Source organism: Rhodanobacter sp. C05, from assembly GCF_002001165.1.
Taxonomy (GTDB): domain Bacteria; phylum Pseudomonadota; class Gammaproteobacteria; order Xanthomonadales; family Rhodanobacteraceae; genus Rhodanobacter.
Window position 1 is genome coordinate 192,216 of record NZ_MUNQ01000006.1, and the last position, 24,010, is coordinate 216,225.

General features: G+C 63.2%; 22 protein-coding genes. 16 read left to right on the forward strand and 6 right to left on the reverse strand.

Translation table 11 applies throughout. The features are described 5' to 3' along the window. Positions 1–55: 55 nt before the first annotated feature. From B0E51_RS03495 to B0E51_RS03505, 3 genes are read left to right on the forward strand one after another with little or no spacing between them, the layout of a single operon-like run. A complete protein-coding gene (locus B0E51_RS03495) occupies positions 56–427 on the forward strand; it encodes a BlaI/MecI/CopY family transcriptional regulator (protein ID WP_077442124.1) in 372 nt (123 codons plus the stop codon). Continuing rightward, positions 414–2,093 carry a M56 family metallopeptidase gene (locus tag B0E51_RS19445; RefSeq protein ID WP_168172566.1) on the forward strand — a complete coding sequence of 560 codons (1,680 nt, stop codon included), beginning with the start codon at positions 414–416 and terminating at the stop codon, positions 2,091–2,093. The genes B0E51_RS03495 and B0E51_RS19445 overlap by 14 nt, the downstream gene beginning before the upstream one ends. Before the next feature lie 57 nt (positions 2,094–2,150). Next, positions 2,151–3,194, forward strand: a complete 1,044-nt coding sequence (locus B0E51_RS03505) for an isoaspartyl peptidase/L-asparaginase (protein WP_174570592.1) — start codon at positions 2,151–2,153, stop codon at positions 3,192–3,194. 10 nt (positions 3,195–3,204) lie between these two features. On the opposite strand, the gene B0E51_RS03510 is transcribed toward B0E51_RS03505, so the two are convergent. From B0E51_RS03510 to B0E51_RS03525, 4 genes are all read right to left on the reverse strand, one after another. Further along, positions 3,205–3,666, reverse strand: a complete 462-nt coding sequence (locus B0E51_RS03510; RefSeq protein WP_254424392.1) for a hypothetical protein — start codon at positions 3,664–3,666, stop codon at positions 3,205–3,207. After that, positions 3,663–4,835 (reverse strand): sialidase family protein, encoded by a 1,173-nt coding sequence (locus B0E51_RS03515; RefSeq protein ID WP_077443455.1) that lies wholly within the window; start codon positions 4,833–4,835, stop codon positions 3,663–3,665. Before B0E51_RS03515 ends, B0E51_RS03510 begins: the two co-directional genes overlap by 4 nt. Positions 4,836–4,870: 35 nt before the next feature. Then, positions 4,871–7,030 (reverse strand): TonB-dependent receptor, encoded by a 2,160-nt coding sequence (locus tag B0E51_RS03520; RefSeq protein ID WP_077443655.1) that lies wholly within the window; start codon positions 7,028–7,030, stop codon positions 4,871–4,873. Between the two features lie 310 nt (positions 7,031–7,340). Then, on the reverse strand, positions 7,341–8,198 hold the full coding sequence (locus B0E51_RS03525; protein WP_254424393.1) for an outer membrane protein assembly factor BamD: 858 nt from the start codon (positions 8,196–8,198) through the stop codon (positions 7,341–7,343). 71 nt (positions 8,199–8,269) lie between these two features. Here B0E51_RS03525 and rluD point away from each other — a divergent pair, with 71 nt between their 5' ends. The 3 genes from rluD (at position 8,270) to clpB (ending at position 12,815) form a co-directional block, all read left to right on the forward strand. Continuing rightward, a complete protein-coding gene (gene rluD, locus B0E51_RS03530; protein WP_077443456.1) occupies positions 8,270–9,244 on the forward strand; it encodes a 23S rRNA pseudouridine(1911/1915/1917) synthase RluD in 975 nt (324 codons plus the stop codon). A gap of 81 nt (positions 9,245–9,325) precedes the next feature. Beyond that, positions 9,326–10,075 carry a peptidoglycan editing factor PgeF gene (pgeF, locus tag B0E51_RS03535; RefSeq protein WP_077443457.1) on the forward strand — a complete coding sequence of 250 codons (750 nt, stop codon included), beginning with the start codon at positions 9,326–9,328 and terminating at the stop codon, positions 10,073–10,075. 127 nt (positions 10,076–10,202) lie between these two features. Beyond that, positions 10,203–12,815: an ATP-dependent chaperone ClpB gene (gene clpB, locus B0E51_RS03540; protein WP_174570586.1), complete on the forward strand. Its 2,613-nt coding sequence runs from the start codon at positions 10,203–10,205 to the stop codon at positions 12,813–12,815. Positions 12,816–13,052: 237 nt separating this feature from the next. Here clpB and B0E51_RS03545 read toward each other — a convergent pair whose 3' ends face one another. Both B0E51_RS03545 and B0E51_RS03550 read right to left on the reverse strand, forming a co-directional pair. After that, entirely contained in the window at positions 13,053–13,784 is a 732-nt protein-coding gene (locus B0E51_RS03545) for a CsgG/HfaB family protein (RefSeq protein WP_077443459.1), read from the reverse strand. A gap of 159 nt (positions 13,785–13,943) precedes the next feature. Further along, positions 13,944–14,333: a DUF805 domain-containing protein gene (locus B0E51_RS03550; RefSeq protein ID WP_254424394.1), complete on the reverse strand. Its 390-nt coding sequence runs from the start codon at positions 14,331–14,333 to the stop codon at positions 13,944–13,946. A 593-nt stretch (positions 14,334–14,926) separates the two neighbouring features. Here B0E51_RS03550 and B0E51_RS03555 point away from each other — a divergent pair. The 10 genes from B0E51_RS03555 (at position 14,927) to ybgC (ending at position 23,999) form a co-directional block, all read left to right on the forward strand. Beyond that, entirely contained in the window at positions 14,927–15,250 is a 324-nt protein-coding gene (locus B0E51_RS03555; RefSeq protein ID WP_077443460.1) for a zinc ribbon domain-containing protein, read from the forward strand. Positions 15,251–15,352: 102 nt separating this feature from the next. Further along, entirely contained in the window at positions 15,353–15,910 is a 558-nt protein-coding gene (locus B0E51_RS03560; RefSeq protein ID WP_077443461.1) for a DUF3011 domain-containing protein, read from the forward strand. Positions 15,911–16,024: 114 nt separating this feature from the next. Beyond that, on the forward strand, positions 16,025–17,797 hold the full coding sequence (gene aspS, locus B0E51_RS03565) for an aspartate--tRNA ligase (RefSeq protein ID WP_077443462.1): 1,773 nt from the start codon (positions 16,025–16,027) through the stop codon (positions 17,795–17,797). 105 nt (positions 17,798–17,902) lie between these two features. Then, on the forward strand, positions 17,903–18,532 hold the full coding sequence (locus tag B0E51_RS03570; protein ID WP_077443463.1) for an alpha/beta fold hydrolase: 630 nt from the start codon (positions 17,903–17,905) through the stop codon (positions 18,530–18,532). Between the two features lie 105 nt (positions 18,533–18,637). Then, on the forward strand, positions 18,638–19,372 hold the full coding sequence (locus B0E51_RS03575) for a YebC/PmpR family DNA-binding transcriptional regulator (protein WP_077443464.1): 735 nt from the start codon (positions 18,638–18,640) through the stop codon (positions 19,370–19,372). Positions 19,373–19,417: 45 nt separating this feature from the next. After that, positions 19,418–19,939: a crossover junction endodeoxyribonuclease RuvC gene (gene ruvC / locus B0E51_RS03580; protein WP_077443465.1), complete on the forward strand. Its 522-nt coding sequence runs from the start codon at positions 19,418–19,420 to the stop codon at positions 19,937–19,939. A gap of 25 nt (positions 19,940–19,964) precedes the next feature. After that, positions 19,965–20,561 carry a Holliday junction branch migration protein RuvA gene (ruvA, locus tag B0E51_RS03585; protein WP_077443466.1) on the forward strand — a complete coding sequence of 199 codons (597 nt, stop codon included), beginning with the start codon at positions 19,965–19,967 and terminating at the stop codon, positions 20,559–20,561. 19 nt (positions 20,562–20,580) lie between these two features. Next, positions 20,581–22,467, forward strand: a complete 1,887-nt coding sequence (locus tag B0E51_RS03590; protein ID WP_077443467.1) for a potassium transporter Kup — start codon at positions 20,581–20,583, stop codon at positions 22,465–22,467. 70 nt (positions 22,468–22,537) lie between these two features. Then, a complete protein-coding gene (gene ruvB, locus B0E51_RS03595) occupies positions 22,538–23,587 on the forward strand; it encodes a Holliday junction branch migration DNA helicase RuvB (protein WP_077443468.1) in 1,050 nt (349 codons plus the stop codon). Beyond that, on the forward strand, positions 23,580–23,999 hold the full coding sequence (gene ybgC / locus B0E51_RS03600) for a tol-pal system-associated acyl-CoA thioesterase (protein ID WP_077443469.1): 420 nt from the start codon (positions 23,580–23,582) through the stop codon (positions 23,997–23,999). Before ruvB ends, ybgC begins: the two co-directional genes overlap by 8 nt. Positions 24,000–24,010 lie beyond the last annotated feature (11 nt).

Below are 24,010 nucleotides of genomic sequence, written 5' to 3' on the forward strand. Positions count from 1 at the left end.
CGCGATCATTTACGCGTGTAAACATAATTTCACTTACATGTGTAAACGGTGACTCATGGCAATCAGCGAAGCCGAAGCGGTCGTTATGGATGTGTTGTGGCGAGAGGCGCCACGCACGGCCGAGGACATCCTCGCCGAGGTCGGCCCGGCGCAGGACTGGCAGGAGGGCACGGTGAAATCCCTGCTCAATCGCCTGCTCAGGAAAAAAGCCGTGCATGCCGAGCGCGATGGTCGCCGTTACCTGTACACGCCGCTGCTCACCCGAGAGCAGTACGTCCAGCAGGAGAGCAAGGGTCTGCTAGATCGCCTGTTCGGCGGTCGCGTGGCACCGCTGGTCGCGCACTTCTCCGAGCAGCGCAAGTTGTCGAAGAAGGACATCGCCGAACTGAGGAAGCTGCTGCAGGAGCTCGACGATGAACAGCATTGAGTTGGAAGCTATTGACTGGATCCGGCACGGCTGGATGCTTATCGTCGCTTTCACGGCCGCGGTACTTGTCGTTGCAGTGCTACGCAAGCCTTGCCGACGTCTGTTCGGCGCGGAGCGCGCGTTCCAGCTGTGGTTGCTGCCTCCGCTGGTGATGTTGACCACTCAGCTGCCGCACATGTCCACGGCACAGGCGGCCATGCTGCCAGCGATCGTGTTCACGATCACCTCCGCGGCCACCACGCTGCCGGTGCATGTCGCGGAGTCGAGTGGCATCGACTGGCGGATATGGACGGTGCTGCTCTGGCTGGCAGGCATGGCGGTCAGCGCGATACTGGCTGCCATCGCACAGTCGCGTTATCGCGATCGCCTGCGCGGGGCTACAAAGGTGATCGACTTGTCGTTGCGCTGGCCGGTTTGGCGAGCAGCCGGGACGGATGTCGGGCCTGCTCTGGTTGGTGCCTGGCGAACCCGCATCGTGCTGCCGGCCGATTTTGAACGCCGCTACGATGCCACCGAGCGTGCGCTGATCCTTGCCCACGAAATGATGCATGCGCGTCGTCGCGACGGCTGGTGGTGCCTGCTCGCACAGGCGGTTGCTGCGGTGTTCTGGTTCCATCCACTGGCGTGGTGGCTGCTTTCGGCGTTGCGCCACGATCAGGAACTGGCTTGTGACGCCGCGGTGCTGCGCGAACACGGCGCACAGCGACGCAGCTATGCGAACGCGATGCTGAAAACCCAGTCGGCTGCGTTTGCGTTGCCCGTGGGTTGTCCCTGGTCACCAAGTCATCCCATCACGGAGCGTATTGCCATGCTGAAACTCCCTACCCCAGGTCGCATGCAACGCATGATGGGATACTTCGCCGTCACCGGCATCGTGATCGGTGCATCTGCCGCCGTTTACGCTTCCCAGCAGTCGCCACGCACTTATCAGGCCACACCGGAAGCAGTGAAGGAGGCCTTTGCACTATTCGAAGGCAGCAAGATGGCGGTCGAAGAATACGCGCTCCATCATGACTTTCGGATGACTGCGAACAATGACGCGGCAGGCCTGGCGGATGATCCAGATCTCATTAAGGGGAAATTCGTCCGGCGCGTTGTCGTGACCAATGGCGTGATCGCGGCGATGCTGCGCGACAAGCCAGGCTCCATGGCGACGGCCGGTAGCGTGCGTGTAGTGCCGCATCCTGACAGCACCAGGAAGTCGCTGGTGTGGACTTGCGAAAGTCCGGATATTCCCGCGATCGCGCAGCTTGCAGTTGGCTGTGTCTATCGACCTGGCGTGGCAAGCGATGCGCCTGCGGCAGGCATTACCGATAACTACAGCTTGAAGTTGGAAATTGCGTTTGGCGGCAAGCCGGCGCAGCTTCACGAGAGCATGTGCCTCAAGCCGGGTGGGTACCAGGATTATCTGTTAACGGAGAGCAAAATCGGCAAGCTGCCAGTGTGGCATGGGCGCTTTACCGTGGTACCGGCCGAACACGGGCAGCTGGAAGTGCAATCCGACATGAGTGGGGCCTGGCTGAACAAGCCTGTGCATCCGAAGATTCGCACACTGCCCGGTCAGCAGGGCACGATAGAGCTTGGTGTAAAGCATGTGGACAAGAGCGGAAGGATGACAGAAGACGACACCATCAAGATCGATCTGACTCCCAGCATTGGCTGCTGAGCACCGCGAGGCGGCTCGCTATACTCGACTCGGTCACCTCATTGAGAGAGTCACGTGATGCCGCTCCGCCTGTTGCTTGCCCTTGCCACCCTCGGAATCGCCACCATGAGCCACGCCGCCGTCTCACCCGTGCTGGTGATCCATGGCGGCGCTGGCGTGATCAAGCGCGACATGACGCCTGCGAAAGAGAAGGCCGTGCGTGCGGCGATGACGCTGGCGCTGCAGAACGGCTATGCCAAACTCAAGGCGGGCAAGCCGGCACTGGATGCGGTGACGGCGGCGATAGTCGTGCTGGAGGACGATCCGAACTTCAATGCCGGCAAGGGTTCGGTGTTCACGCACGATGGCAAGAACGAAATGGATGCGGCGATCATGGACGGCAATACCCTGGGCGCCGGTGCCGTCGCCGACGTGCAGCGGGTGAAGAATCCGATCCTGCTGGCACGCGCGGTGATGGAGCATTCGCCGCACGTGATGCTGGCCGGCACGGGTGCCGAGGAGTTTGCGAGGGAGCAGGGCATCACCCTGGTCGATCCTTCGTATTTCCGCACCGAGGAACGCTGGCAGCAGCTGCAGAAGGCCTTGAAGGAAGACGCGGCGAAGCAGCCGCATGCGGACGTCGAGACGGCCAAGCATTTCGGTACGGTGGGCGCGGTGGCGCTGGATGTCGAAGGGCATCTCGCCGCTGGCACCTCCACCGGCGGCATGACCGACAAGCGCTGGGGCCGTATCGGCGATTCGCCGATCATCGGTGCCGGCACCTATGCGAACTCCGGTTGTGCGGTATCCGGCACCGGCTGGGGCGAGTACTACATCCGTACTGTCGCCGCCCACGAGATCTGCATGATGGTGACCCAGATGCGCGTGCCGCTGAAGCGTGCCGCCGCCCAGGTGATCAATCAGGAAATCCCGTCGATCGGTGGCAATGGCGGCGCGATCGCGCTGGATGCGGATGGCCATATCTCGATCCCGTTCAACACCGACGGCATGTATCGCGGCTGGATCGGCGCCGATGGTGTGCCGCATGTGGCGATCTATGGTGATGAAGACGACGGTATTGCCGAGCCGCCGGCACCGGCCGAGAGTACCGCACAGCCGTAGTCCCGTGGTTTTAGGGGAGCTTTTTCAGTTGCGCCGGCGTCAACGCACCGCTGATGCCAAGCTGGCTCCCGTCCGCACGGATTACCAGCACGCGCGGAGTCTCGCCGCCCCAGTTCGGATCGAGCAGGAAGTTGATCCGCTCGGGCGAGGCCGCAGCGTAGGCGCGTGCCGGATAGCCGTCCAGCTTCATCTGGTGCAGGCGTGTTTCGATCGCCTCACGCTGTTCGATGCTGTCGGTGGCGACGACCTCCAGCTCGATATCGCGCGGATGCGCGTGCTGCAACGCGGCCAGTGCGTCGAGGTTCTGTTCGCAATAGGCGCAGTCCAGCGACCACAGGGCGATGATCCGTTCGCCGTGCGTCGGTGGCTGCAACAGAGTGGGGATGTCGGTTGCCGTCAACGCGCGCAGTGAGCCGGCAAAGACAGCCACGGGCAGCAGGCAGATGAGCGCAAGCAGCAGGTGTTTCATCATGGAGCATCCAGCGGAATCAGGCGGAAACCATCCACGGTGTTCCATGCCACGAACGCGCGGTCCTGATTCTGCAGCAGCTGCGGCGAGCCGACGGCGTCAACACTCTGGGCGATCTCACGCGCCGCATCGAAATGCGTGCCGTTGTCGAGCGAGCGCTGCAACATCAAGGCATAGCCGTTGGCGTTGACCCGATTCCACGTGATCCACACCGTCTTGCCATGCACGGCCACGTCGGCATGGCTGGCGCCGGCGTTGGCGACCACCTGTGCGTGTTGTGGTGGCTGGCCCGGATCGAGCTGGCCGTACCAGATCGTCGGCTTGTCCTCGGATTCGTACCACACCGCGTGGCGCGTACCGTCGGTACCGATGGCGAGGCCGGGGCCGTGTTCCGGGCAGGCTGCGATCTGCCATTGATTGAAGGTGGCGCGTTCGGCATGGCTGGGCTGGCCATCCGCAGGCAGTACGGCGTAAGCGTGATCGCGGATGTTGTCGCCGAAGATGCTGCGGAAGAATACGGCGACATCGCCCTGCGGCGTGCGCGCGATCGCGATGCGGCAGCACTCGCAGCTCTGGTCGATCAGCTTGCGCTCGGGCACGAAGGTTCGGCCCTCGTCATCCGACCAGCTGTAATACACGGCGGCGCCGAGGTAGCGCTTGCCGTGCGCATGGGCGGCTTCGAGGTCGCGCTTGTCGATCCACGCGATCACCACGCGGCCGCGGCCATCCACCGCCAGCGCGTCGAAGCGGTGCGTGATCTCGGCGCGGTCGTGGTGCACGGTGATGGGAGCGGAGAAATGCGCACCGCCATCCAGCGAACGGACGAAGCGCACGAACCCGGTATACGGCTTCGCGCGCGGCTGCGACCAGCTCACGTACAACTCGTCGTGCGGGCCGAACGCGATCTTCGGCCGGTTCTCGGCAGAGTCGTAGATGGGTTCCGCCTGGGCGTTCACGTCGATCGGCGTGCTTAGCGTTTTGCCGAGATCATCCGAGTGGCGCAGCCGTACATGGCCGTCAGCGGCGTCGGCCAGCCATAGCCGGCCATGCGTGTCGAATGCCGCGCTGGCACCGAGCTGCGGACCCTTGGCCATGTGCATCGCTGCCATGTCGTCATGCGCGATGACAGCCAACGGCAACAGGAAGAGCAGGGCAAGGATCAAATGACGCATGAAATGACGCATGGGATATCTCGGTGGTGCGCGGGTCACAGGTCCCAGCGCAGCTGGCCGAACACGGTACGTCCGGCATAGGGATGGTAGACCCAGTAATGCTCGTTGGTGAGGTTGTCCACGCCGACCGATGCCGTCCATTGCGCTGCGAAACGCCAGCGCAGCTTGGCGTCGGCCACGGTGAAGCTGCTCACCGCGCCGTAGGTATTGACGAAGTCGTTGTTGTTCAGTGTGCCGTACTGGCGGCCGGAGTGGCGGATGCCAAGCGAGACCTCCCATTGCGGCGTGAAGCGGTAGTCGGCAAGCAGGCTGGCGCGAACCTTCGGGATGCGCGGGAAATACTTGTCGTTGGCCAGCGGGTACTGGCGATCCTGCAGCGTCTTCGCGTCGTTGAGGGCGAGGCTGGCCGAGAGATCGAGTCCGGGCATCCATACATCGGTCAGGCTCAGTTCGCCTTCGACGCCACGTACACGCATCAGGTCGATGTTCTGCACGCTGGTGACGGTGGGCGTGACGGTGATGTCGGTCTGCGAGTACAGCGCGTTGGCGATCCGGTCCTGGAATAGCGAGACACGCCAGTGGCCGTTGGCCAGTTGACGGTTCAGCGTGAGGTCGGTGGATTCGTCGATCTCCGGCTTGAGATCGGGATTGTTGTTGACGATGGCGTTAGTCGAGATCGTGCCCTGAAACAGTTCGGCCACGGTCGGGTAACGCACGGCCTTGCCGTGCGCCAGTCGCAGCTGCCAGTCGTCGGCAAAGTCCCAGCTCAGCGACGTCTTCGGCGAGAAATCGGTGCGCTGGCGATCCGCGTAACGCAGTGTGCTGGAGGCATTCGCGAGAAGGCCGCCATACGCACGCCATTGCTCGAGACGGCCGCCGACCGTCAGCGCCCAGGCAGGCGCGAAACTCCACACGTCCTGCAGGTAGGCCGCACGGGTCTGGGTATTTCCTGCGAAGGCACTGATCTGCGGGCCATCGGCATCGCCGAGCCAGTCGCTGGCATTGCGTACCTGGGTATTCAGCTCGTAACGGTCGCCATGCACGCCGGCGTACAGGATGTTTTGCTCGCCGAGCGGGCCGGAACTGCGCAGGTCGAAGCTGCTCCAGTCGGAGCCGCTCATGTTGGCGATGGTGCCAGAACCGCCGACGGGAGCCCCGGGTTCGGCCTGGCTTGCCGTGGCCGCCAGCGAATGCAGGAAATCGTAGCGACTGGCCACGGCCGCCCAGCGCCAGCCATTGTCGAGATGGCCATTCAATTCGGCGCCGTACAGCATGTGCGAGTCGATGCCAGAGGTGGGTGCCAAACCGCTCGGCGTCAGTGTCCAGATCTGGTCAGCTGCGTTGATGACACCCCTGCTGATGGGCTGGCCACTGGCGTCACGGATCAGGCTGCGCGTGCGATCTTCCGCGTTGTCATGCCACCAGCCGAGCGTGAACAACGCGGCGACATGGTCGCTGATGTCCACGCCGAGCTTCAGTTTTGCCTGGGTCTGCACGGTGTGCTCGATGCTGTTGGCGCCGTAGACCAGTCGTGGCGTGCCATTCGGATTGCGATCCAGCGTGGCGCCGGTCACCGGTATCGCTGTCGCCGCATTGCCGCCAGGAGTGGCGGTAGCGTACTGCAGCGGCTGGCCGTCGTTGTTCAGCCGGCTCAATTCCAGCAGCCAGCTCCAGCGGCCCTGTCTGTTGCCCAGGGTGGCGGCGACCTGTCGGCCGTTGTAGTGACCGTTGGCGCCATAGCTGTCGTGATAGTCCTGGCTGAAGAACTGCGTGCTGACGCTGGCTATCAGCCGCTGCGGCAACACGGTGTGGATCAGCACCGTGGTGCCCAGCGAGTTGCCCGGATACAGCGCGGAATACGGTCCGTACAGGATGTCGACCGCGCCGATTTCCTCGGGCGCCACCATGCCCCAGCGCGGTGCGCCGTTGTAGCCGTTGGTCATCAGATTGGACAGCAGCAGGCCGTCGGCATAGACCAGGCTGCGCGCACTCTGCAGGGTGCCGGCGTTGCGCCCGCTGATCACCGCATTGGGATCGCCGATGTAGCGCACACGCACGATCATGTTCGGCACGTACTTCAGTGCATCGGCGCTGCTGGTGACATTCTGCCGCTGCAACTGTTTGCGGCTGACGCGCACCTGCACGCTGGGCGTTTCCGTCACCATGCTGTCGCTGGCGCGCACCGACACCGGCATCAAGGTAGTGGCGGCAGGCACCGGATCGGCCGCCAATAACCGACTGCTGGGCAGGACAATCGTGCCAGCGCAAAGGCCGAGCAGGATAATTTTCAAGAGGTACTCTGGATGCAAGTCTAGGGTTGCAAGGATAGTCAGCTACCGGGTGTGCGACAGATGGCGCGTTGTCGCAGCGAGCTACTGACGGCCCGGTTCGCGTGATGGGATGCGCATCTGCGGCAAAAGGTGCCGGCTTTTGTGCAGGTGGGAGTCATGCACATAAAAAAGCCGGCGATGAATCGCCGGCTTGGACGATGCAAAGGCTGAGGCCTCAGTGATGCCCGGAGAACGGCACCATCTTGCGCAGCGTGGATGGCGCGTGCGGCCATTTGGCGTCAGTCAGGTAAGGGTGGTTCGGGTAATTCAGTGCCAGCACCTGGCGCGTCTGCTCGGCCAGTTCCTTGTGACCCAGTGCGATGTAGCTGCGGGTAAGGATGGCGAGGGCGTCACCGGTCTGTGGCGCCTCCTGGTAATGCTCGACGATATACTGCGCGCGATCGGCCGCCGCGACATAGGCCTTGTTGCGCAGGTAGAACTCGGACACGTTGATTTCGTACTGGGCCAGCGTGTTGCGCAGGTAGATCATGCGTTGACGTGCATCGGCAGTGTAGGCGCTGTCCGGGAAGCGGCGCGACAGCTCCGAAAAGTCGTCGAACGACTGCAGGTTGTAACCTTGGTCGCGGCGGGCCTGGTTGTCGCGGCGTTCGATGTATCGCTCAAGAACGCCGCCGGTGCGATCGAAATTGATCAGACCGCGCAGGTAGTAGGCATAATCCACATGGTTGTTGGTCGGATTCGTCTTGATGAAGCTGTTGATGGTCGACAACGCATCGTCCGGCTGGTTGTCCTTGTACTGCGAATAGGCCAGGTCGAGCTGGGCCTGTTCGTTGTAGGGACCTGAAGGGAAGCGCGCAATGAGGCGCTGGTAAGCCTTGGTGGATGCCGAATAGTCAGCGTTTTCCAGCGAAGTGTGTGCCTTGTTGTAGAGCGCTTCCACCGGCATCGTGTCGACGTTGTCGCGCTTCTTGTGATGAAACATCGAGCAGGCGCTCATGCACACGGCGAGCGCGAGCACGACGAGCACCTTCAGGGCAGGCAATTTGGACATCGGCAACTTGATTACGCGCATGAGGACAGGATTCAGATGTTTGATCGAAAAGGAATGATAGCCGAAACCGGCCACCGCCCGCGGATGCCGGCATGACCACCATCCGGCATGAGGCGACGGTACCGTTGGGCGCGGCAGGACGCAGGTTCGACCAGGCTTTGGCCGAGATGTTCCCCGACTATTCGCGTTCGCGGCTCAGCGGCTGGGTCAAATCCGGTGCAGTGACCCTGGATGGCGTAGTGGCGCCACCCCGCCAGCTACTGCACGGTGGCGAACTGGTGCGGCTCCAGGTTGAACTGGCGGTCGAGGTCACCAGCACGCCCGAGGACATCGAGCTGGATATTGTTCATGAGGACGAGCATCTGCTCGTGCTGAACAAGCCGGCAGGCCTGGTGGTGCATCCGGGTGCAGGCAATCCGGCGGGCACCCTGCTCAACGCGTTGCTGCATCACGATCCGAAGCTGGCCGAACTGCCACGCGCCGGCATCGTGCACCGGCTGGACAAGGACACTTCCGGCCTGATGGTAGTGGCGAAGACATTGCCGACGTATACCGCACTGGTCGACCTGCTGTCGCGGCACGAGGTTGAACGGCAATACGAGGCCGTGGTGCTGGGCACGATGGTGGCCGGCGGCACGGTGGATGAGCCGATTGGCCGCAGCATGGGCGACCGGCTGCGTCAGGCTGTGCGCGACGAGGAGGATGGCAAGCGTGCAGTGACCCACTATCGGCTGCGTGAGCGTTTTCGTGCGCACAGCCTGCTCCAATGCCAGCTGGAAACCGGCCGCACTCACCAGATCCGCGTGCATCTGGCGCATATCCATCATCCGCTGATCGGCGATCCGCTGTACGGCGGTGGCCTGAAGCTGCCCAAGGGTGCCAGTGCAGAGCTGATCGCCATGTTGCGCGGTTTCCGGCGGCAGGCGCTGCATGCCGAGAAACTGTCGTTCGTGCATCCGATCAGTGGCGAGGCCTTGTCGTTCAGCGCCGAGCGGCCGGCTGATCAGTTGGCGTTGATCGAGGCGCTGCGCACGGATCTGCTCGAACACGGTTCGGACGATTATTGAGGTACGGGAACCGGGCTACGGAACAAAGCCGGAGTGTGTGCGATGCTTTGTGTTCTCCGCGTTCCCCGTTCCCCGGAAACCATGACCGATACCTGGATCTTCCCCGACTGGCCGGCGCCGTCGCGTGTCCATGCTGCCATCACCACCCGCTACGGGCCGGGCATCTCGGCGCCGCCGTTCGAGCGCTTCAATCTAGGCCTGCGCAGTGGCGACATGGCCGATGCGGTGGCGACCAACCGCAGCGCGCTGCAGCAGTCGCTGGGCTTGCCGGCCGTCCCACGCTGGCTGCGCCAGGTGCACGGCATCAACGTGGCCGAGCTGGGACCGTTGCCCAGTCCGGACGAACCGCAGGCGGATGCGGCGGTATCGCATATCCCTTGCACCGTGCTGTCGATTCTTACTGCCGATTGCCTGCCCGTACTTTTCTGTGCCGATGACGGCAGTGAGATCGGCGCGTCGCATGCCGGCTGGCGGGGCTTGGCGGCTGGGGTGCTGGAGGCGACGCTTACTCAGTTGCGTTCGCCCCGTGAGCGGTTATTGGCGTGGCTGGGGCCATGCATCGGTGCGACCTCGTATGAAGTGGGTGAGGATGTACGTGCCGCTTTCGTGAAGCCCGATGCAGCGACGGCAGACTGTTTCGTGCCCATGCGGCCGGGCCATTGGCAGTGCGATCTGGCTGGACTGGCCAGGCGACGGCTGGCCGCGGCGGGAGTGACGCAAATTTACGGCGGTGGCTTCGATACATTCAGCGATCCGCGGTTCTATTCTTATCGTCGTGACGGCGCGCGCAGCGGCCGCTTTGCCAGCCTGATCTGGCTGGCCGACAGCTGACTGCCCGCCGGGATCTTGACGCGTCGTCGTCATGCTGTTTGCTTGAATCGTCCGCCGCAGTCCGCATCTTTGCGGGCAGTGGCGGCGGGTCCGCCAAATCCTTTCATCTCTTGCAGGGGATCTCGATATGCGGATGGACAAACTCACCTCGCGTTTCCAGCAGGCGCTGGCCGACGCGCAGTCGCTGGCCGTGGGCCGCGACAACAACATGCTGGAACCGGTGCATGTGATGGCGGCGCTGCTCAACCAGCAGGGTGGCTCGACCGGACCGTTGTTGACCCAGGCGCAGGTCAACGTGCCGGCACTGCAGCCGCGCGTCAACGACATGCTGGAGCGCTTGCCGAAGGTCAGCGGGCAGGAAGGCAACATCCACGCGGGCAACGAGCTGACCCGGTTGCTCAACCTCACCGACAAGCTGGCGCAGCAGCGCGGCGACCAGTTCATCGCCAGCGAGCTGTTCGTGCTGGCGGCGCTGGATGACAAGGGCGAACTGGGCGCGGCGCTGAAAGCGGCGGGTGCGACCAAACCGAATGTCGAAGCGGCAATCGAGAAGCTGCGCGGCGGCGAGAAGGTACAGAGCGAGAACGCCGAGGAGCAGCGCCAGGCGCTGGAGAAATACTGCATCGACCTCACCGCGCGCGCCGAGTCCGGCAAGCTCGATCCGGTGATCGGCCGTGACGAGGAAATCCGCCGCACCATCCAGGTGCTGCAGCGGCGCACCAAGAACAATCCGGTGCTGATCGGCGAACCCGGCGTGGGCAAGACCGCGATCGTCGAAGGGCTGGCCCAGCGCATCATCAAGGACGAAGTGCCGGAAGGCCTGCGCGGCCGCCGCGTGCTGGCGCTGGACATGGGCGCGCTGATCGCTGGCGCGAAATTCCGCGGCGAGTTCGAGGAGCGCCTGAAGGCCGTACTCAGCGACCTGTCCAAGCAGGAAGGCCGGGTGATCCTGTTCATCGATGAGCTGCACACCATGGTCGGCGCGGGCAAGGCCGACGGCGCGATGGATGCCGGCAACATGCTCAAGCCCGCGCTGGCGCGCGGCGAGCTGCACTGCATCGGCGCCACCACGCTGGACGAATACCGCAAGTACATCGAGAAGGATGCTGCGCTGGAGCGGCGTTTCCAGAAAGTCTTCGTGGGCGAGCCGTCGGTGGAAGACACCATCGCGATCCTGCGCGGGCTGAAGGAGCGCTACGCGGTGCATCACGGCGTCGAGATCACTGACCCGGCGATCGTCGCAGCTGCCACGCTGTCGCATCGCTACATCGCCGACCGCCAGTTGCCGGACAAGGCGATCGACCTGATGGACGAGGCCGCCTCGCGCATCCGCATGGAGATCGATTCCAAGCCGGAGGAACTCGACCGGCTGGAGCGTCGGCTGATCCAGCTGAAGATCCAGCGCGAGATGCTGAAGAAGGAGAAGGACAGCGAATCGAAGCAGCGCCTCGCCGATCTGGAAACGGACATCGAGAAGCTGGAGCGCGAGTTCTCAGATCTCAACGAAATCTGGAAATCCGAGAAGGCCACGCTGCAGGGTGCGACCAAGGTGAAGGAGCAGATCGAGCAGGCGCGGCAGGAACTGGACGCGGCGCAGCGCCGGCAGGACTACGCGAAGATGAGCGAGATCCAATACGGCAGGCTGCCGGAACTGGAGAAACAGCTCGCCGCGGCGCAGGCCGCCGAGACGCAGGATTTCAAGCTGCTGCAGGACAAGGTCACGGCCGAGGAGATTGCCGAAGTGGTGGCGCGCTGGACCGGGATTCCGGTCGCCAAGATGCTCGAGGGTGAGCGCGAGAAATTGTTGCACATGGAAGACGATTTGCATCGTCGCGTGGTTGGTCAGGATGAGGCGGTGCGTGCGGTATCCGATGCGATCCGTCGTTCGCGCGCCGGGCTATCCGATCCGAATCGACCAAACGGTTCTTTCCTGTTCCTCGGCCCCACCGGCGTGGGCAAGACCGAACTGTGCAAGGCATTGGCCGAGTTCATGTTCGATACCACCGATGCGATGGTGCGCATCGACATGAGCGAGTTCATGGAGAAGCACTCGGTGAGCCGGCTGGTCGGCGCACCGCCCGGGTACGTCGGTTACGAAGAGGGCGGTTATCTGACCGAGGCAGTGCGGCGTCGGCCATACAGCGTGATCCTGCTGGACGAGGTGGAGAAGGCGCACCCGGACGTGTTCAACATCCTGTTGCAGGTGCTCGATGACGGCCGCCTCACCGATGGCCAGGGTCGCACGGTGGATTTCCGCAACACCGTGATCGTGATGACCTCGAACCTTGGTTCGCAGATGATCCAGGACGCCTCCGAGAACAGCGAAGGCGGCGACGCCGAGGAGCAGTACACGCAGATGAAAGCCTCGGTGATGGGCGTGGTGCAGGCGCACTTCCGCCCGGAGTTCATCAATCGGCTCGACGAGCTGGTGGTGTTCCGTCCGCTGGACAAGAAACAGATTCGCGCGATCGCAAAGATCCAGCTGGCGTATCTGGAGAAGCGTCTGGCCGAGCGTCAACTGAAAATGGAGGTTGGCGACAACGCGCTGGCCCTGCTCGGCAATGCCGGCTTCGATCCGGTCTATGGCGCACGACCGTTGAAGCGGGCGATCCAGCAGCAACTCGAGAATCCGCTGGCAAAGCAGATTCTCGAGGGTCGTTTTCAACCAGGCGATACGATCAGTGTGACTGCCACCGGCGGACATCTCGCGTTCCACAGGATGGAAGCAAGCCGCAGCTGATTTTTGCGTAGCGGTCCGCAGGCCGTGGCAGCGGACTGGATTGGAGCGGCGGAAGGGATACCGCCGCGACCTGCGAAGAGCGTGACCAACAGGATTCCTCCCTGCCGGTTTTCAGGGTACGCATTGCCATGAGCAGGGTTGTCCGGGTCGCAGGGCTGGGTACGCCAGCCCCGCGACGTTCCAAGAAGAGGCAGGGGAGCAAGAGACAGGCCGGTCGTGCTCCGCCTGGACTGTTTGTCACTCGAGATCGAGAGAGTTCTTGTCGTTCTGACGACGGCGCTGTTCCTTCTGCTGGAACCGGGTCTCGCAGTCGTCGCGTTTGACCATCACGCAATCCAGGTAATCACTGGCTTCGATCAAGGCTGCACGTATCGCCTTGCTGGCCGGAGTCTTCTGTGAATGCTGCACATCGCTACCTATCCCATGGCCGAAATAGCCGCCGGCATTGACTGCACTGTCGGTGCTGTGGCCTTCGACGGTGCGTGAGTACACGACTTCGGAAGTTTCCGCGTCGATCACCCGCAGGTCGATGGCGACATAGGCCTGCTTCTGGCCACCGCCCAGATGAAAGCCGGCGATGTTGACGCCACCGCCAGTGCTGGATGCGTCCTCGGTATATGCGCTGACCGAGCCGGTGACCAGATACTGCGCACCGGTGATGTTGCCGGTATGCGGCGTGCTGCCAGGACGCATGCGGTACGAGCTGGCAAGATCTTGCTCGGACAGCACGGCGTTGATCTTCTGCCGCTCGATCACTTTGAAGTCGCCGGTAGCGCTCAATTCATTGCTGAGCATGTCGGCGAGCTGGGGGCCGACATCGCCGCCCCACCAGGAAGCGGAACTGGTCTGGTTGGTGAAGTCGATCACGGCAACGGCCAGGGTTGGTGCTTCGCGGGCCATCGCCGTGCCACTCGCAGTCAATGCCAGCGTGAGTGCGGCACTGATGGCGATGCAATTCATGCGTTTCATGAGATTCCCCTCCGGTTTGTGGATATGACACTGCCCCAACTTCAGTCCCGGCGCCGATCTTGCGGCCCCGCATTGCGGTCGCGACGCGGGCCGGCTCCCCCATTTTGCCGACCCGTGGCGGATGCCATCATGCTCCAGTCAGGACTTTCCTGCCTGTGGTCAGACCACCATGTTCTTGGGTGAAGGCCCGTACTGGTTGTTCCCCGGGCTGCTATCCAGGACGGCGAACACCAGCAGCACGAGACCGCCGATCGCCGGTACCAGTGAAATCCAGAACCACCAGCCACTGTGATCCGTGTCGTGCAGACGACGCACCATGACTGAAATGCCCGGTACGAGAATCGGCAGTGCGAAGACTGCATGGACGACGGTGAGTACCAGTGGCGAATGCCCGGCGCTGGCGGTCATGGAGATGGCGATGGCCGGCCCGATCAGGATGGCCGCATTGATCAGTCCGAAATACCAGTATTCCTTGCGTGGCGCGCGGCCGGCGAAGGTGGCGTATTTACCCAGTGCCCTGAAGTACCAGTTCATGATGATGGCTCCCATTCGATCCTCCGTGGATAGGGTCAGCGGCTGCTGGAGCGAAATGGCCGTCGATGGATGGTGTTTGCCCCTGAACGAATGCCACCGGTCTTGCTTGCCCTGTCAGCCGAAACCTGCACCGATGTCGTGGTGGGTCCGCGGGAAAATGGCGTTGTGTCTCGTCTTCTGCAGGGACCGTTGCCGGGACGTATCAGTAACTCGGTATTTTCAATGGCCGGATTCCGACAAGGTGTAGTCGCAGACACCCATACGTTGAGCGGCATGGCCGACATGGATGGTCAGGATCGAACTGGCGACCTTGCCACCGCGTGAAGCCCCGTTGGTTGCGCCATGTTTTGCGCGGCACTGTGCCAATCTCAGGTCACGAAGTGTTATGCAGCGTTATGCCGTGTTACGTGTGTTCCAAGAGCGTGTGGCGGTCGGCCAGGGCACACGGAAAAGTTGCGCAGAGGTCAAAAGGTGGTGCGCTGACTCAGCAAGAGCCCGCTCGACGTGACGAGAAGGCACAATGGCTGGCCGTACGTTGAAATCCTGGCGGATGGCCTGATAATGGGGCGCTGCCGGCCTCAGGCAGGGCCGGCAAGCCAGGAGTATCCATGCCCATCTACGAATTCGAATGCAGTCATTGCGGTCATCGTTTTGATCGCCTGCAGAAGTTGTCCGATACCGACCCATCGATCTGTCCAGCCTGCGATGCGCCCCAGTTGCGTCGGCGCGTCAGCGCACCGTCGTTCCGTCTGGCCGGCAGTGGCTGGTATGAGACCGACTTCAAGAAGGATGGCGACAGGAAGCGCAATCTGGCCGATGCGGCGGGTGGCGATAAATCCACCTCAAGTGGCGATAGTGCGACCGCCGTGACGCCTGCGTCGGCACCAGCCGCACCAGCAGCGCCAGCGAGCAAGGTCGCCGGCAGCGAATGAGCGGTGCCAACGCCAGCCGTCCGGGCTGGTGAAGGCGGTCGATGTTCAATACGGTTGGTGTGGCCCACGATTGACATGGCGGTATTCACCACGGAGTGATCTATGCATCTGCTACATGGAATTACTGGCGGCATCGCAGCGAGTCTGGTTGTCGCGCTGTCCCTGACAGTCGTCGCGCCGGTCGTACATGCACAGTCAGCGGGCAGGGTGATTCGCTGCGAGAGCAGCAATGGCCAGTTCAATCGTTGCATGGTGCCCTGGCGTGATGCCCAGCTGGTTCGACAGGAGTCGAAGGGCGCATGCATCCGCGGTCAGAGCTGGGGAATGGATCGTCAGGGCCTGTGGGTGGATCGCGGCTGTCGCGGCCAGTTTGCCGAAGTGGCCTACGGTGGACGCCCCGGCTGGGACGATCATGGCCAGAACAATGGTGGCTGGCGCCCTGGCCCTGACTGGAACCGGCAGATACGACTGCAATGCGACAGCAACGGCAAGCGCTATTCCTTCTGCCAGGTCGATGTCGGTGGGCATGGTCGTGTGCGGCTGTTGAATCAGTTGTCGGACACGCGCTGCAGCGAGGGTTACAGCTGGGGCTGGAATCGCGCTGGCGTCTGGACCGACCACGGTTGCCGTGGCGTGTTCGTGGTGGATCGACGCTGGTAAGCCTCGTCGGCGTGGCATTGCCGGGTTGCAGGCAGCCCGGCAATGCGGGGCGGTGGTAAGATTGCCGGTCTTTTTCATCTGTTTTGCCGCCCCGCGGCCCGGAGCTCCAAGCGCATGCGCACGCATTACTGCGGCCTCATCGACGAATCGCTGATCGACCAGACCGTCACCCTGTGCGGCTGGGTCAACAGCCTGCGCCTGCAGAGTCACGTCGCCTTCGTCGACCTGCGCGATCATGAAGGGTTGGCGCAGGTTGTGATCGAACGTGATAACGCGGCGGCATTCGCAGTGGCCGGCGAGATCGGCAACGAATACTGTTTGCGCGTTACCGGCACATTGCGCAAGCGCATCGCCGTCAACGACAAGCTGAAGACCGGTAACGTCGAGCTGCTGGCCGACACGGTCGAGATTCTCAACGCTGCGAAGGACCTGCCGTTCGCGCTGCACGAGAATCCGAACGAAGACATGCGGATGACCTACCGCTACCTTGATCTGCGCCGACCCGAGATGCAGGCGATGATGCGCAAGCGCATCAAGCTGGTGCAGGCGCTGCGTCGTTATCTCGACGAGCGTGGTTTCCAGGACGTCGAGACGCCGATCCTGACCAAGGCCACGCCGGAAGGCGCACGCGATTACCTGGTGCCGAGCCGCGTGCATCCGGGCCAGTTCTATGCGTTGCCGCAGTCGCCGCAGCTGTTCAAGCAGATCCTGATGATGGCCGGCTTCGACCGCTACTACCAGATCGCGCGCTGCTTCCGCGACGAGGACCTGCGCGCCGACCGCCAGCCGGAATTCACCCAGCTCGACCTGGAGTTCGCCTTCGTCGAGGAAAAGGACGTGCAGGACTTCGTGGAGGAATTGATCCGCCACGTATTCCGCGACGTGCAGGGTGTGGAACTCGATGCGAGCTTCCCGCGCATGACCTGGGCCGAAGCAATGCGTCGTTTCGGTTCGGACAAGCCCGACCTGCGTATCGCGCTGGAACTGGTCGACATCGCCGAGGCGGTGAAGCACGTCGAGTTCAAGGTGTTCGCCGAGCCGGCGAATGATGCGGATAGTCGCGTTGCCGCGCTGCGTGTACCGGGCGGCAGTGCGTTGTCGCGCAAGGACATCGACGGGCTGACCGAATACGTGTCGCGTTATGGCGCGAAGGGTCTGGCCTGGCTGAAGGTCGAGGATCTGGCCAAGGGCCGCGACGGTATCAGTTCGCCGGTGGCGAAGTTCCTCGACGACGCGGCGCTGGACGGTGTGCTCAAGGCCACCAGCGCGCAGTCGGGTGACATCGTGTTCTTCGGTGCCGGCAAGTGGAAGACGGTCACCGACTTCATGGGCGCGTTGCGCCTGAAGGTCGGCAAGGATCGCGGTCTGGTGGAGAACAGCTGGAAGCCGCTATGGGTCACCGATTTCCCGATGTTCGAATACGACACGGAAGAGCGGCGCTACGTCGCCCTGCATCATCCGTTCACCGCCCCCAAGGTGGACGATATCGGCGACCTGCGCGCGAATGCGGCCACGGCGGTGAGCCGTGGCTATGACATGGTGCTCAACGGCAACGAGATCGGCGGTGGTTCGATCCGTATCCATCGACCGGAGATGCAAAGCGCGGTGTTCGAGCTGCTCGGCATTGGCGCGGCCGAGGCCGAAGCGAAGTTCGGCTTCCTGCTCAAGGCGCTGAAATTCGGCGCACCACCGCATGGCGGCCTCGCGTTCGGCATCGATCGCATCGCTGCGCTGATGGCCGGTACCGAGTCGATCCGCGACGTGATCGCGTTTCCCAAGACCACCAGCGCGCAGTGCCTGATGACCGATGCGCCATCGGCGATCGCAGCGGTGCAACTGAAGGAGTTGCATGTGCAGGTGCTGGATGACGAGGCTCACGGCGCTTGAGTCTGTGCGCGGATGCAGTTGGCTGGCATCGGAAGGTCATGCTGACACGCTTGCGTGCGGCGGCGTTGCCGTTAATTTCACTTCGCGTCAGGCTTCGTTTGCGCCATGTCTGATCATGTGATCCTTCTGCACGGTCTGTGGATGCGCGGTTTCGCGCTGTCCATGCTGCATCGTCGGCTGATCGAGGCAGGCTTTCGCGTGCACCGCTTCGACTACCTCAGCGTGGCGGCCACCCAGCAGCGCATCCTGGATCGGCTGCAGGCGCGCATGAACGGCCTGGCGGCGGAGACCGATACGGTGCATCTGGTCGGTCACAGCCTTGGCGGCCTGCTGGCCTTGCGTGCCTGTCTTGATGGCGAGTTGCCACCCGGACGCATCGTCTGTCTGGGTTCGCCGTTGAAGGGCAGTGCCGCCGCGCGTGGATTTGCCGCATGGGGTCGTGGTGGTGAGGTGCTGCTGGGGCACAACCGCGAATTGTTGCAGCAGGGTTTCGAGCGCTGGGACGGGCCACGCGAGGTCGGCATGATCGCCGGTCGCATGCCGCTCGGCCTGGGTGCCATGCTCGGCCATCTTGCCGGCGAGCACGATGGCACGGTGGCCGTGGAGGAAACCCGCCTGGCTGGTCTGGCTGCGCATTGTGTAGTCGAGGCCAACCATACGGGACTGCTGTTTTCCTCCGAAGTGGCTCAGCGCACGGCCCGATTCCTGCGACAGGGCCGTTTCGAGGCCGACTGAGCAAGCTTGCCTGCGCCCTGCCGCCTGTTGTCGCGGTTCCGGCACGCGGCCGGAAATCAGGTAAAATTTGCAGTTCATTCATCTGATCCGAGTGCAGGCATCGTCATGGGTAGAGGCCCGTCCATCGAAGGTCGCAAGAACGCCGAAGACGCCAAGCGCGCCAAGGTGTTCACCAAGCTGATCCGTGAAATCACCGTCGCGACCCGCGCCGGCATGGCCGATCCTGCGGCCAACCCGCGACTGCGCTCAGCGGTCGACAAGGCGCTATCGGCGAACATGACGCGCGACACCATCGACCGTGCGATCAAGCGCGGTTCCGGTGCCGACGGCGGCGCCGATATGCACGAGCTGCGCTACGAAGGCTATGGCCCGGCCGGCATCGCGCTGATCATCGACTGCGTCACCGACAATCCGGTGCGCACCGTCGCCGACGTGCGTCATGGGCTGACCAAGCATGGCGGCAACCTCGGTACCAGTGGTTCGGTGGCGTTCCAGTTCCATCGTTGCGGCGAGCTGGTGTTCGAGACGGCGGGTGACGCCGCCCAGGAAGAGAAGATCCTCGAGGCCGCACTCGAGGCTGGTGCCGACGATGTAGTGAACGAGGCGGGCGAGAGCAGCGTGCTGTGTGCGCCGGAAAGCTTCGAGGTGGTGCAGCAGGCGCTCGCCGCGGCTGGCCTCAAGGCGGCACGTGCCGAGGTGGTGATGCGGCCGGCCAATCGGGTGGCTATTCCCGCGGAAGCGCAGGAAACCCTGCTCGATTTGATCGACTGGCTGGAAGAGCTCGACGACGTGCACGAGATCTATCACAACGCCGCGCTGCCGGCCGAGGCCCATCCGTAAGCGTCGGCCGGCAGGCTCGCCTGCCACCGCGCCTGGCTGCACTCCATGACCAGAATCATCGGCATCGACCCGGGCAGCCAGCGCACTGGCGTGGGCATCATCGACGTGGACGATACGGGCAAGCTCAGCCACGTTTTCCATGGGGCACTGGCCGTGGCTGGCGAGGCGACGTTTCCGTTGCGCCTGAAACGCATCTTTGACGAGCTGTGTGACATCATCGCCGCGCATCAGCCGGTCGAGTGCGGGATCGAGCGTGTGTTCATGGCGCGCAATCCCGATTCGGCGCTGAAGCTGGGGCAGGCGCGTGGCGCCGCGATTTGTGCGGTGGTCAGTCAGGGGATCGTGGTGCACGAATACGCAGCAACCGAAGTGAAACAGTCCGTGGTCGGCAGTGGCCGCAGCGACAAGACCCAGGTACAGCACATGATCGGCGTGCTGCTCGGCCTCAAGGGCCCGTTGCAGGCCGATGCGGCCGATGCGCTGGCGATCGCGGTGACCCATGCGCATACCCGCGCCAGCCTGGTCCGTGTAGGCATTCCGCGTACGGCCTGGAGACGGCGGCGATGACGAATATGGATTGGAGACGGCGTCGATGATCGGACGTCTGCGCGGCATCCTGATTTCCAAGCAGCCGCCGTCGCTGCTGGTCGAGGTCGGTGGAGTCGGTTATGAAGTCGAGGCGCCGATGTCGACCATCTACGACCTGCCAAGCCTCGGCAAGGAAGTGATTCTGCTTACCCATCATGCAGTGAAGGAAGACAGCGTGACGCTGTATGGCTTCCTGCACGAGGCGGAGCGCGCGCTGTTCCGCAACCTGCTGAAAGTAAGCGGGATCGGCGCGAAGATCGCACTGGCGGTATTGTCCGGGGTTTCAACTGATCATTTCGCGCGACTGGTGCATGCCGGCGACGTGGTTGCATTGACCAAGATTCCAGGCATCGGCAAGAAGACTGCCGAGCGCATCGTGGTCGAGTTGCGCGATCGCCTGGATGGGCTGCCCAGCCTGCATGGTGGATCCAGACAGGATGCCGGTGCGCCACTCGATGCGGCCGGCGAAGCCACCGTGGCGCTGCAGCAGCTGGGCTACAAGCCGGTCGAAGTGACCCGGCTGGTACAGAAGGTTGCTGCCGAAGGCGACAACGCTGAAGCCATCATCCGCAAGGCGTTGCGCGCTGCGCTCGGGAGTTGAATTCGTGAGTCAGGAAACCATGCACGGAACAAACGAGACTGAAACCAGGCGGCGCCTCGCCGCACTCGCGCTGGGCGCGATCGGCGTGGTCTATGGCGATATCGGTACCAGCCCGCTTTACACCTTGCAGACCACGCTCAGCCACGACGGCATGAGGCCGACGCCGGAAAGCATCTACGGTGTGCTCTCGTTGATCTTCTGGGCGCAGATTGTGGTGGTATCGCTGAAATATGTAGTGTTCATCATGCGCGCCGACAACAAGGGTGAGGGCGGCATCATGGCGCTGATGGCGCTGGCGCAACGCAGTGTGCGCGAGCAGCCGAAGTTGCGCTGGGTGCTGGCCATCCTCGGCATCTTCGGTGCCTCGCTGTTCTATGGCGACGGCGTGATCACCCCGGCAATTTCCGTGTTGTCGGCGGTAGAAGGTGTCAAGGTGGCAGCGCCCGGTCTGGCGCATTGGGTGGTGCCGGTGACGGCGGTGATCCTGTTCTTCCTGTTTGCGATGCAGCGTCATGGCACCGCACGCGTGGGCAATGTGTTCGGGCCGGTGATGGTGGTCTGGTTCATTGTAATTGCGTTGCTTGGCATACATCTGATCGCGAAAAATCCCCAGGTATTGTGGGCGATCAATCCGATGCATGGCGTGCGTTTCTTCTTTACCCATGGGATGCAGGCGTTCATCGCGCTTGGTGGCGTGGTGCTGGCGCTGACGGGTGCCGAGGCGCTGTATGCCGATATGGGGCACTTCGGCAAGCGGCCGATACGGCTGGCCTGGTTCAGCTTCGTGCTGCCGGCGCTCGTGCTCAATTATTTCGGGCAAGGCGCGTTGCTGCTCGCCCACCCTGAGGCGATCGACAACCCGTTCTTCAAGATGGTGCCGCAGGTCCTGCTGTATCCAATGATCGGTCTGGCCTGCATCGCCACCGTGATCGCCTCGCAGGCGGTGATTTCCGGCGCGTTCTCGATGACCCGTGAGGCAATGTCGCTGGGTTACTCGATGCGCATGCAGGTGGTGCACACCTCGCGCGAGATGTCCGGGCAGATCTTCGTGCCCTGGGTCAACAGCTTCCTGCTGGTGATGGTGCTGGTGGCGGTGTTCGGCTTCCGCAGCTCCGACAGCCTCAGCGCGGCCTATGGCATTGCGGTGACCGGCACCATGACGATCACCACCATGCTGGCCCTGGTGGTGGCACGGCACCAATGGGGTTGGAGTCGCTTTGCGGTGATTGTGGCCGGTGTGCTGCTGCTGACGATCGACCTGTCCTTCCTCGGCGCGAACCTGATCAAGGTCGAGTACGGCGGCTGGTTCCCGCTGGTGCTGGGTCTGGGTGTATTCGTGCTGATGACCACCTGGCGCCGTGGCCGTGAACTGGTGGTGCGTGAGATCAAGCAGGGCGGCCTGGCGCTGGCGCCGTTCATTGCGAACATTTCCGAGCATCCGCCGCTGCGGGTGCCAGGCACGGCAGTGTTCCTCACCGCGAACCAGAATTCCGTGCCGCACGCACTGCTGCACAACCTCAAGCACAACAAGGTGCTGCACGAGCGCAACGTGATGCTGACGGTGGACATGCTGGAAACGCCGGTGGCGGATCCCGGCGAGCGAATCCACATCACCGCCATGGGCAACGAATTCTTCGGCCTGGAGCTGCGTTTCGGTTTCGCGGAGGATCCGAACATCCCACTGGCGTTGTCGCTGTGCTCGTCGGCCGGCATGCCGTTCGACCTGATGGATACCACCTTCTTCCTGTCGCGCGAGAACATTGTCGCCGACAAGCGTCGTCCCGGCATGGTGCTGTGGCGTGACAAGCTGTTCGCCTTCATGGCGCGCAATGCCGTACCGGCCACGGCGTTCTTCCAGATTCCAGGCAACCGGCTGATCGAGCTGGGCGCGCAGGTGGAGATCTAGGGCGCGCGTGGCACGGGGTGGGCGTCCTTAGTCCAGCCGGCCACGCTTCGTTCCTGCCATAATTCGCTGCATGACCGAGCATCGCATCATCACCGCCGCCGCGCAGCTCGACGACGAAGCGCTTGAGGCCACCATCCGCCCGAAACGACTGGCCGAGTATCTCGGTCAGCAGGCGGTACGCGAGCAGCTGTCGATCTACATCGAAGCGGCCAGGAAGCGTGGCGGAGCGCTGGATCACGTATTGATCTTCGGGCCGCCCGGCCTGGGCAAGACCACGCTCAGCCACGTCATTGCGAACGAACTGGGCGTCAACCTGCGTTCCACCTCCGGTCCGGTGCTGGAGCGTGCCGGCGACCTCGCCGCGCTGCTGACCAACCTCGAGGCGAACGACGTGCTGTTCGTCGACGAGATCCATCGCCTGTCGCCGGTGGTCGAGGAAGTGCTGTATCCGGCGATGGAGGATTTCCAGATCGACATCATGATCGGCGAAGGGCCGGCTGCGCGTTCGATCAAGCTGGACCTGCCGCCGTTCACGCTGATCGGCGCCACTACTCGCGCCGGCATGCTCACTGCACCGTTGCGCGACCGCTTCGGCATCGTGCAGCGGCTGGAGTTTTATACAGCCGAAGAACTCGCTGCGATCGTGCGCCGCGCCGCACGTATCCTGGGCATCGTCTGCGCGCCGGAAGGCGCACAGGAAATCGCCCGCCGCTCGCGCGGCACCCCGCGCATTGCCAACCGCCTGTTGCGCCGCGTGCGCGATTACGCCGAGGTGCGCGCCGGTGGCGAGATCACCCTGGCGGCGGCGCAGGCCGCGCTGGACATGTTGAAGATCGATCCGGAAGGTTTCGACGAACTGGATCGACGCCTGCTCAGCCTGATTATCGAGAATTTCGACGGCGGACCGGTCGGGGTGGAATCCCTGGCTGCTGCATTGAGTGAAGATCGCGGCACGCTGGAGGACGTGGTCGAGCCCTATCTGATCCAGCAGGGTTATCTGGTCCGCACTGCGCGTGGCCGCATGGTCAGTGCCAAGGGCTGGCGTCATCTGGGCTTGACCCCCCCGCCGCGTCAGACACAGGTGGTCGATCTGTTCAGTGCCGAGGCCGGCGATGTCTGAGCCAGCATCAAAACCGCCTTTCAGCTGGCCGGTGCGGGTGTATTGGGAAGACACCGACGCCGGCGGCGTGGTCTATCACGCGGGCTATCTGCGCTTCATGGAGCGCGCCCGCAGCGAGTGGATGCGCACGCTCGGCGTCGACCAGATGGCGTTCAAGCAGTCCACCGGACTGGCCTTCATGGTGCGTGACATGCGGATCGACTTCCTCAAGCCAGCCCTGCTGGATGATGAACTGTCGGTGACGGTTGAAGTCAAAGAACGGCGCGCAGCCAGTATCCTGTTCACCCAGACAATCACCCGGATGGACGGCAGCTGCCTGATTCGCGCACTGGTGCGTGTGGCGTGCGTGGATATCCAGCGCATGCGCGCGGCGCCGATTCCCGCCGATCTGATTCCCGAACCTGCCCCCTGACAACCAAGCCG

Bases quoted from the DNA above. Each gene is read 5' to 3' on its own strand.
- clpB (WP_174570586.1), top strand. From the start codon at position 10,203: ATGCGGATGGACAAACTCACCTCGCGTTTCCAGCAGGCGCTGGCCGAC.
- B0E51_RS03520 (WP_077443655.1), bottom strand. From the start codon at position 7,030: ATGCCGGTGTCGGTGCGCGCCAGCGACAGCATGGTGACGGAAACGCCC.
- B0E51_RS03510 (WP_254424392.1), bottom strand. From the start codon at position 3,666: ATGATGAAACACCTGCTGCTTGCGCTCATCTGCCTGCTGCCCGTGGCT.
- B0E51_RS03550 (WP_254424394.1), bottom strand. From the start codon at position 14,333: ATGGGAGCCATCATCATGAACTGGTACTTCAGGGCACTGGGTAAATAC.
- B0E51_RS03545 (WP_077443459.1), bottom strand. From the start codon at position 13,784: ATGAAACGCATGAATTGCATCGCCATCAGTGCCGCACTCACGCTGGCA.
- B0E51_RS03525 (WP_254424393.1), bottom strand. From the start codon at position 8,198: ATGCGCGTAATCAAGTTGCCGATGTCCAAATTGCCTGCCCTGAAGGTG.
- ruvA (WP_077443466.1), top strand. From the start codon at position 19,965: ATGATCGGACGTCTGCGCGGCATCCTGATTTCCAAGCAGCCGCCGTCG.
- B0E51_RS03560 (WP_077443461.1), top strand. From the start codon at position 15,353: ATGCATCTGCTACATGGAATTACTGGCGGCATCGCAGCGAGTCTGGTT.
- ybgC (WP_077443469.1), top strand. From the start codon at position 23,580: ATGTCTGAGCCAGCATCAAAACCGCCTTTCAGCTGGCCGGTGCGGGTG.
- pgeF (WP_077443457.1), top strand. From the start codon at position 9,326: ATGACCGATACCTGGATCTTCCCCGACTGGCCGGCGCCGTCGCGTGTC.
- aspS (WP_077443462.1), top strand. From the start codon at position 16,025: ATGCGCACGCATTACTGCGGCCTCATCGACGAATCGCTGATCGACCAG.
- B0E51_RS19445 (WP_168172566.1), top strand. From the start codon at position 414: ATGAACAGCATTGAGTTGGAAGCTATTGACTGGATCCGGCACGGCTGG.
- ruvB (WP_077443468.1), top strand. From the start codon at position 22,538: ATGACCGAGCATCGCATCATCACCGCCGCCGCGCAGCTCGACGACGAA.
- B0E51_RS03570 (WP_077443463.1), top strand. From the start codon at position 17,903: ATGTCTGATCATGTGATCCTTCTGCACGGTCTGTGGATGCGCGGTTTC.
- B0E51_RS03495 (WP_077442124.1), top strand. From the start codon at position 56: ATGGCAATCAGCGAAGCCGAAGCGGTCGTTATGGATGTGTTGTGGCGA.
- B0E51_RS03590 (WP_077443467.1), top strand. From the start codon at position 20,581: ATGCACGGAACAAACGAGACTGAAACCAGGCGGCGCCTCGCCGCACTC.
- rluD (WP_077443456.1), top strand. From the start codon at position 8,270: ATGACCACCATCCGGCATGAGGCGACGGTACCGTTGGGCGCGGCAGGA.
- B0E51_RS03505 (WP_174570592.1), top strand. From the start codon at position 2,151: ATGCCGCTCCGCCTGTTGCTTGCCCTTGCCACCCTCGGAATCGCCACC.
- B0E51_RS03575 (WP_077443464.1), top strand. From the start codon at position 18,638: ATGGGTAGAGGCCCGTCCATCGAAGGTCGCAAGAACGCCGAAGACGCC.
- ruvC (WP_077443465.1), top strand. From the start codon at position 19,418: ATGACCAGAATCATCGGCATCGACCCGGGCAGCCAGCGCACTGGCGTG.
- B0E51_RS03555 (WP_077443460.1), top strand. From the start codon at position 14,927: ATGCCCATCTACGAATTCGAATGCAGTCATTGCGGTCATCGTTTTGAT.
- B0E51_RS03515 (WP_077443455.1), bottom strand. From the start codon at position 4,835: ATGCGTCATTTGATCCTTGCCCTGCTCTTCCTGTTGCCGTTGGCTGTC.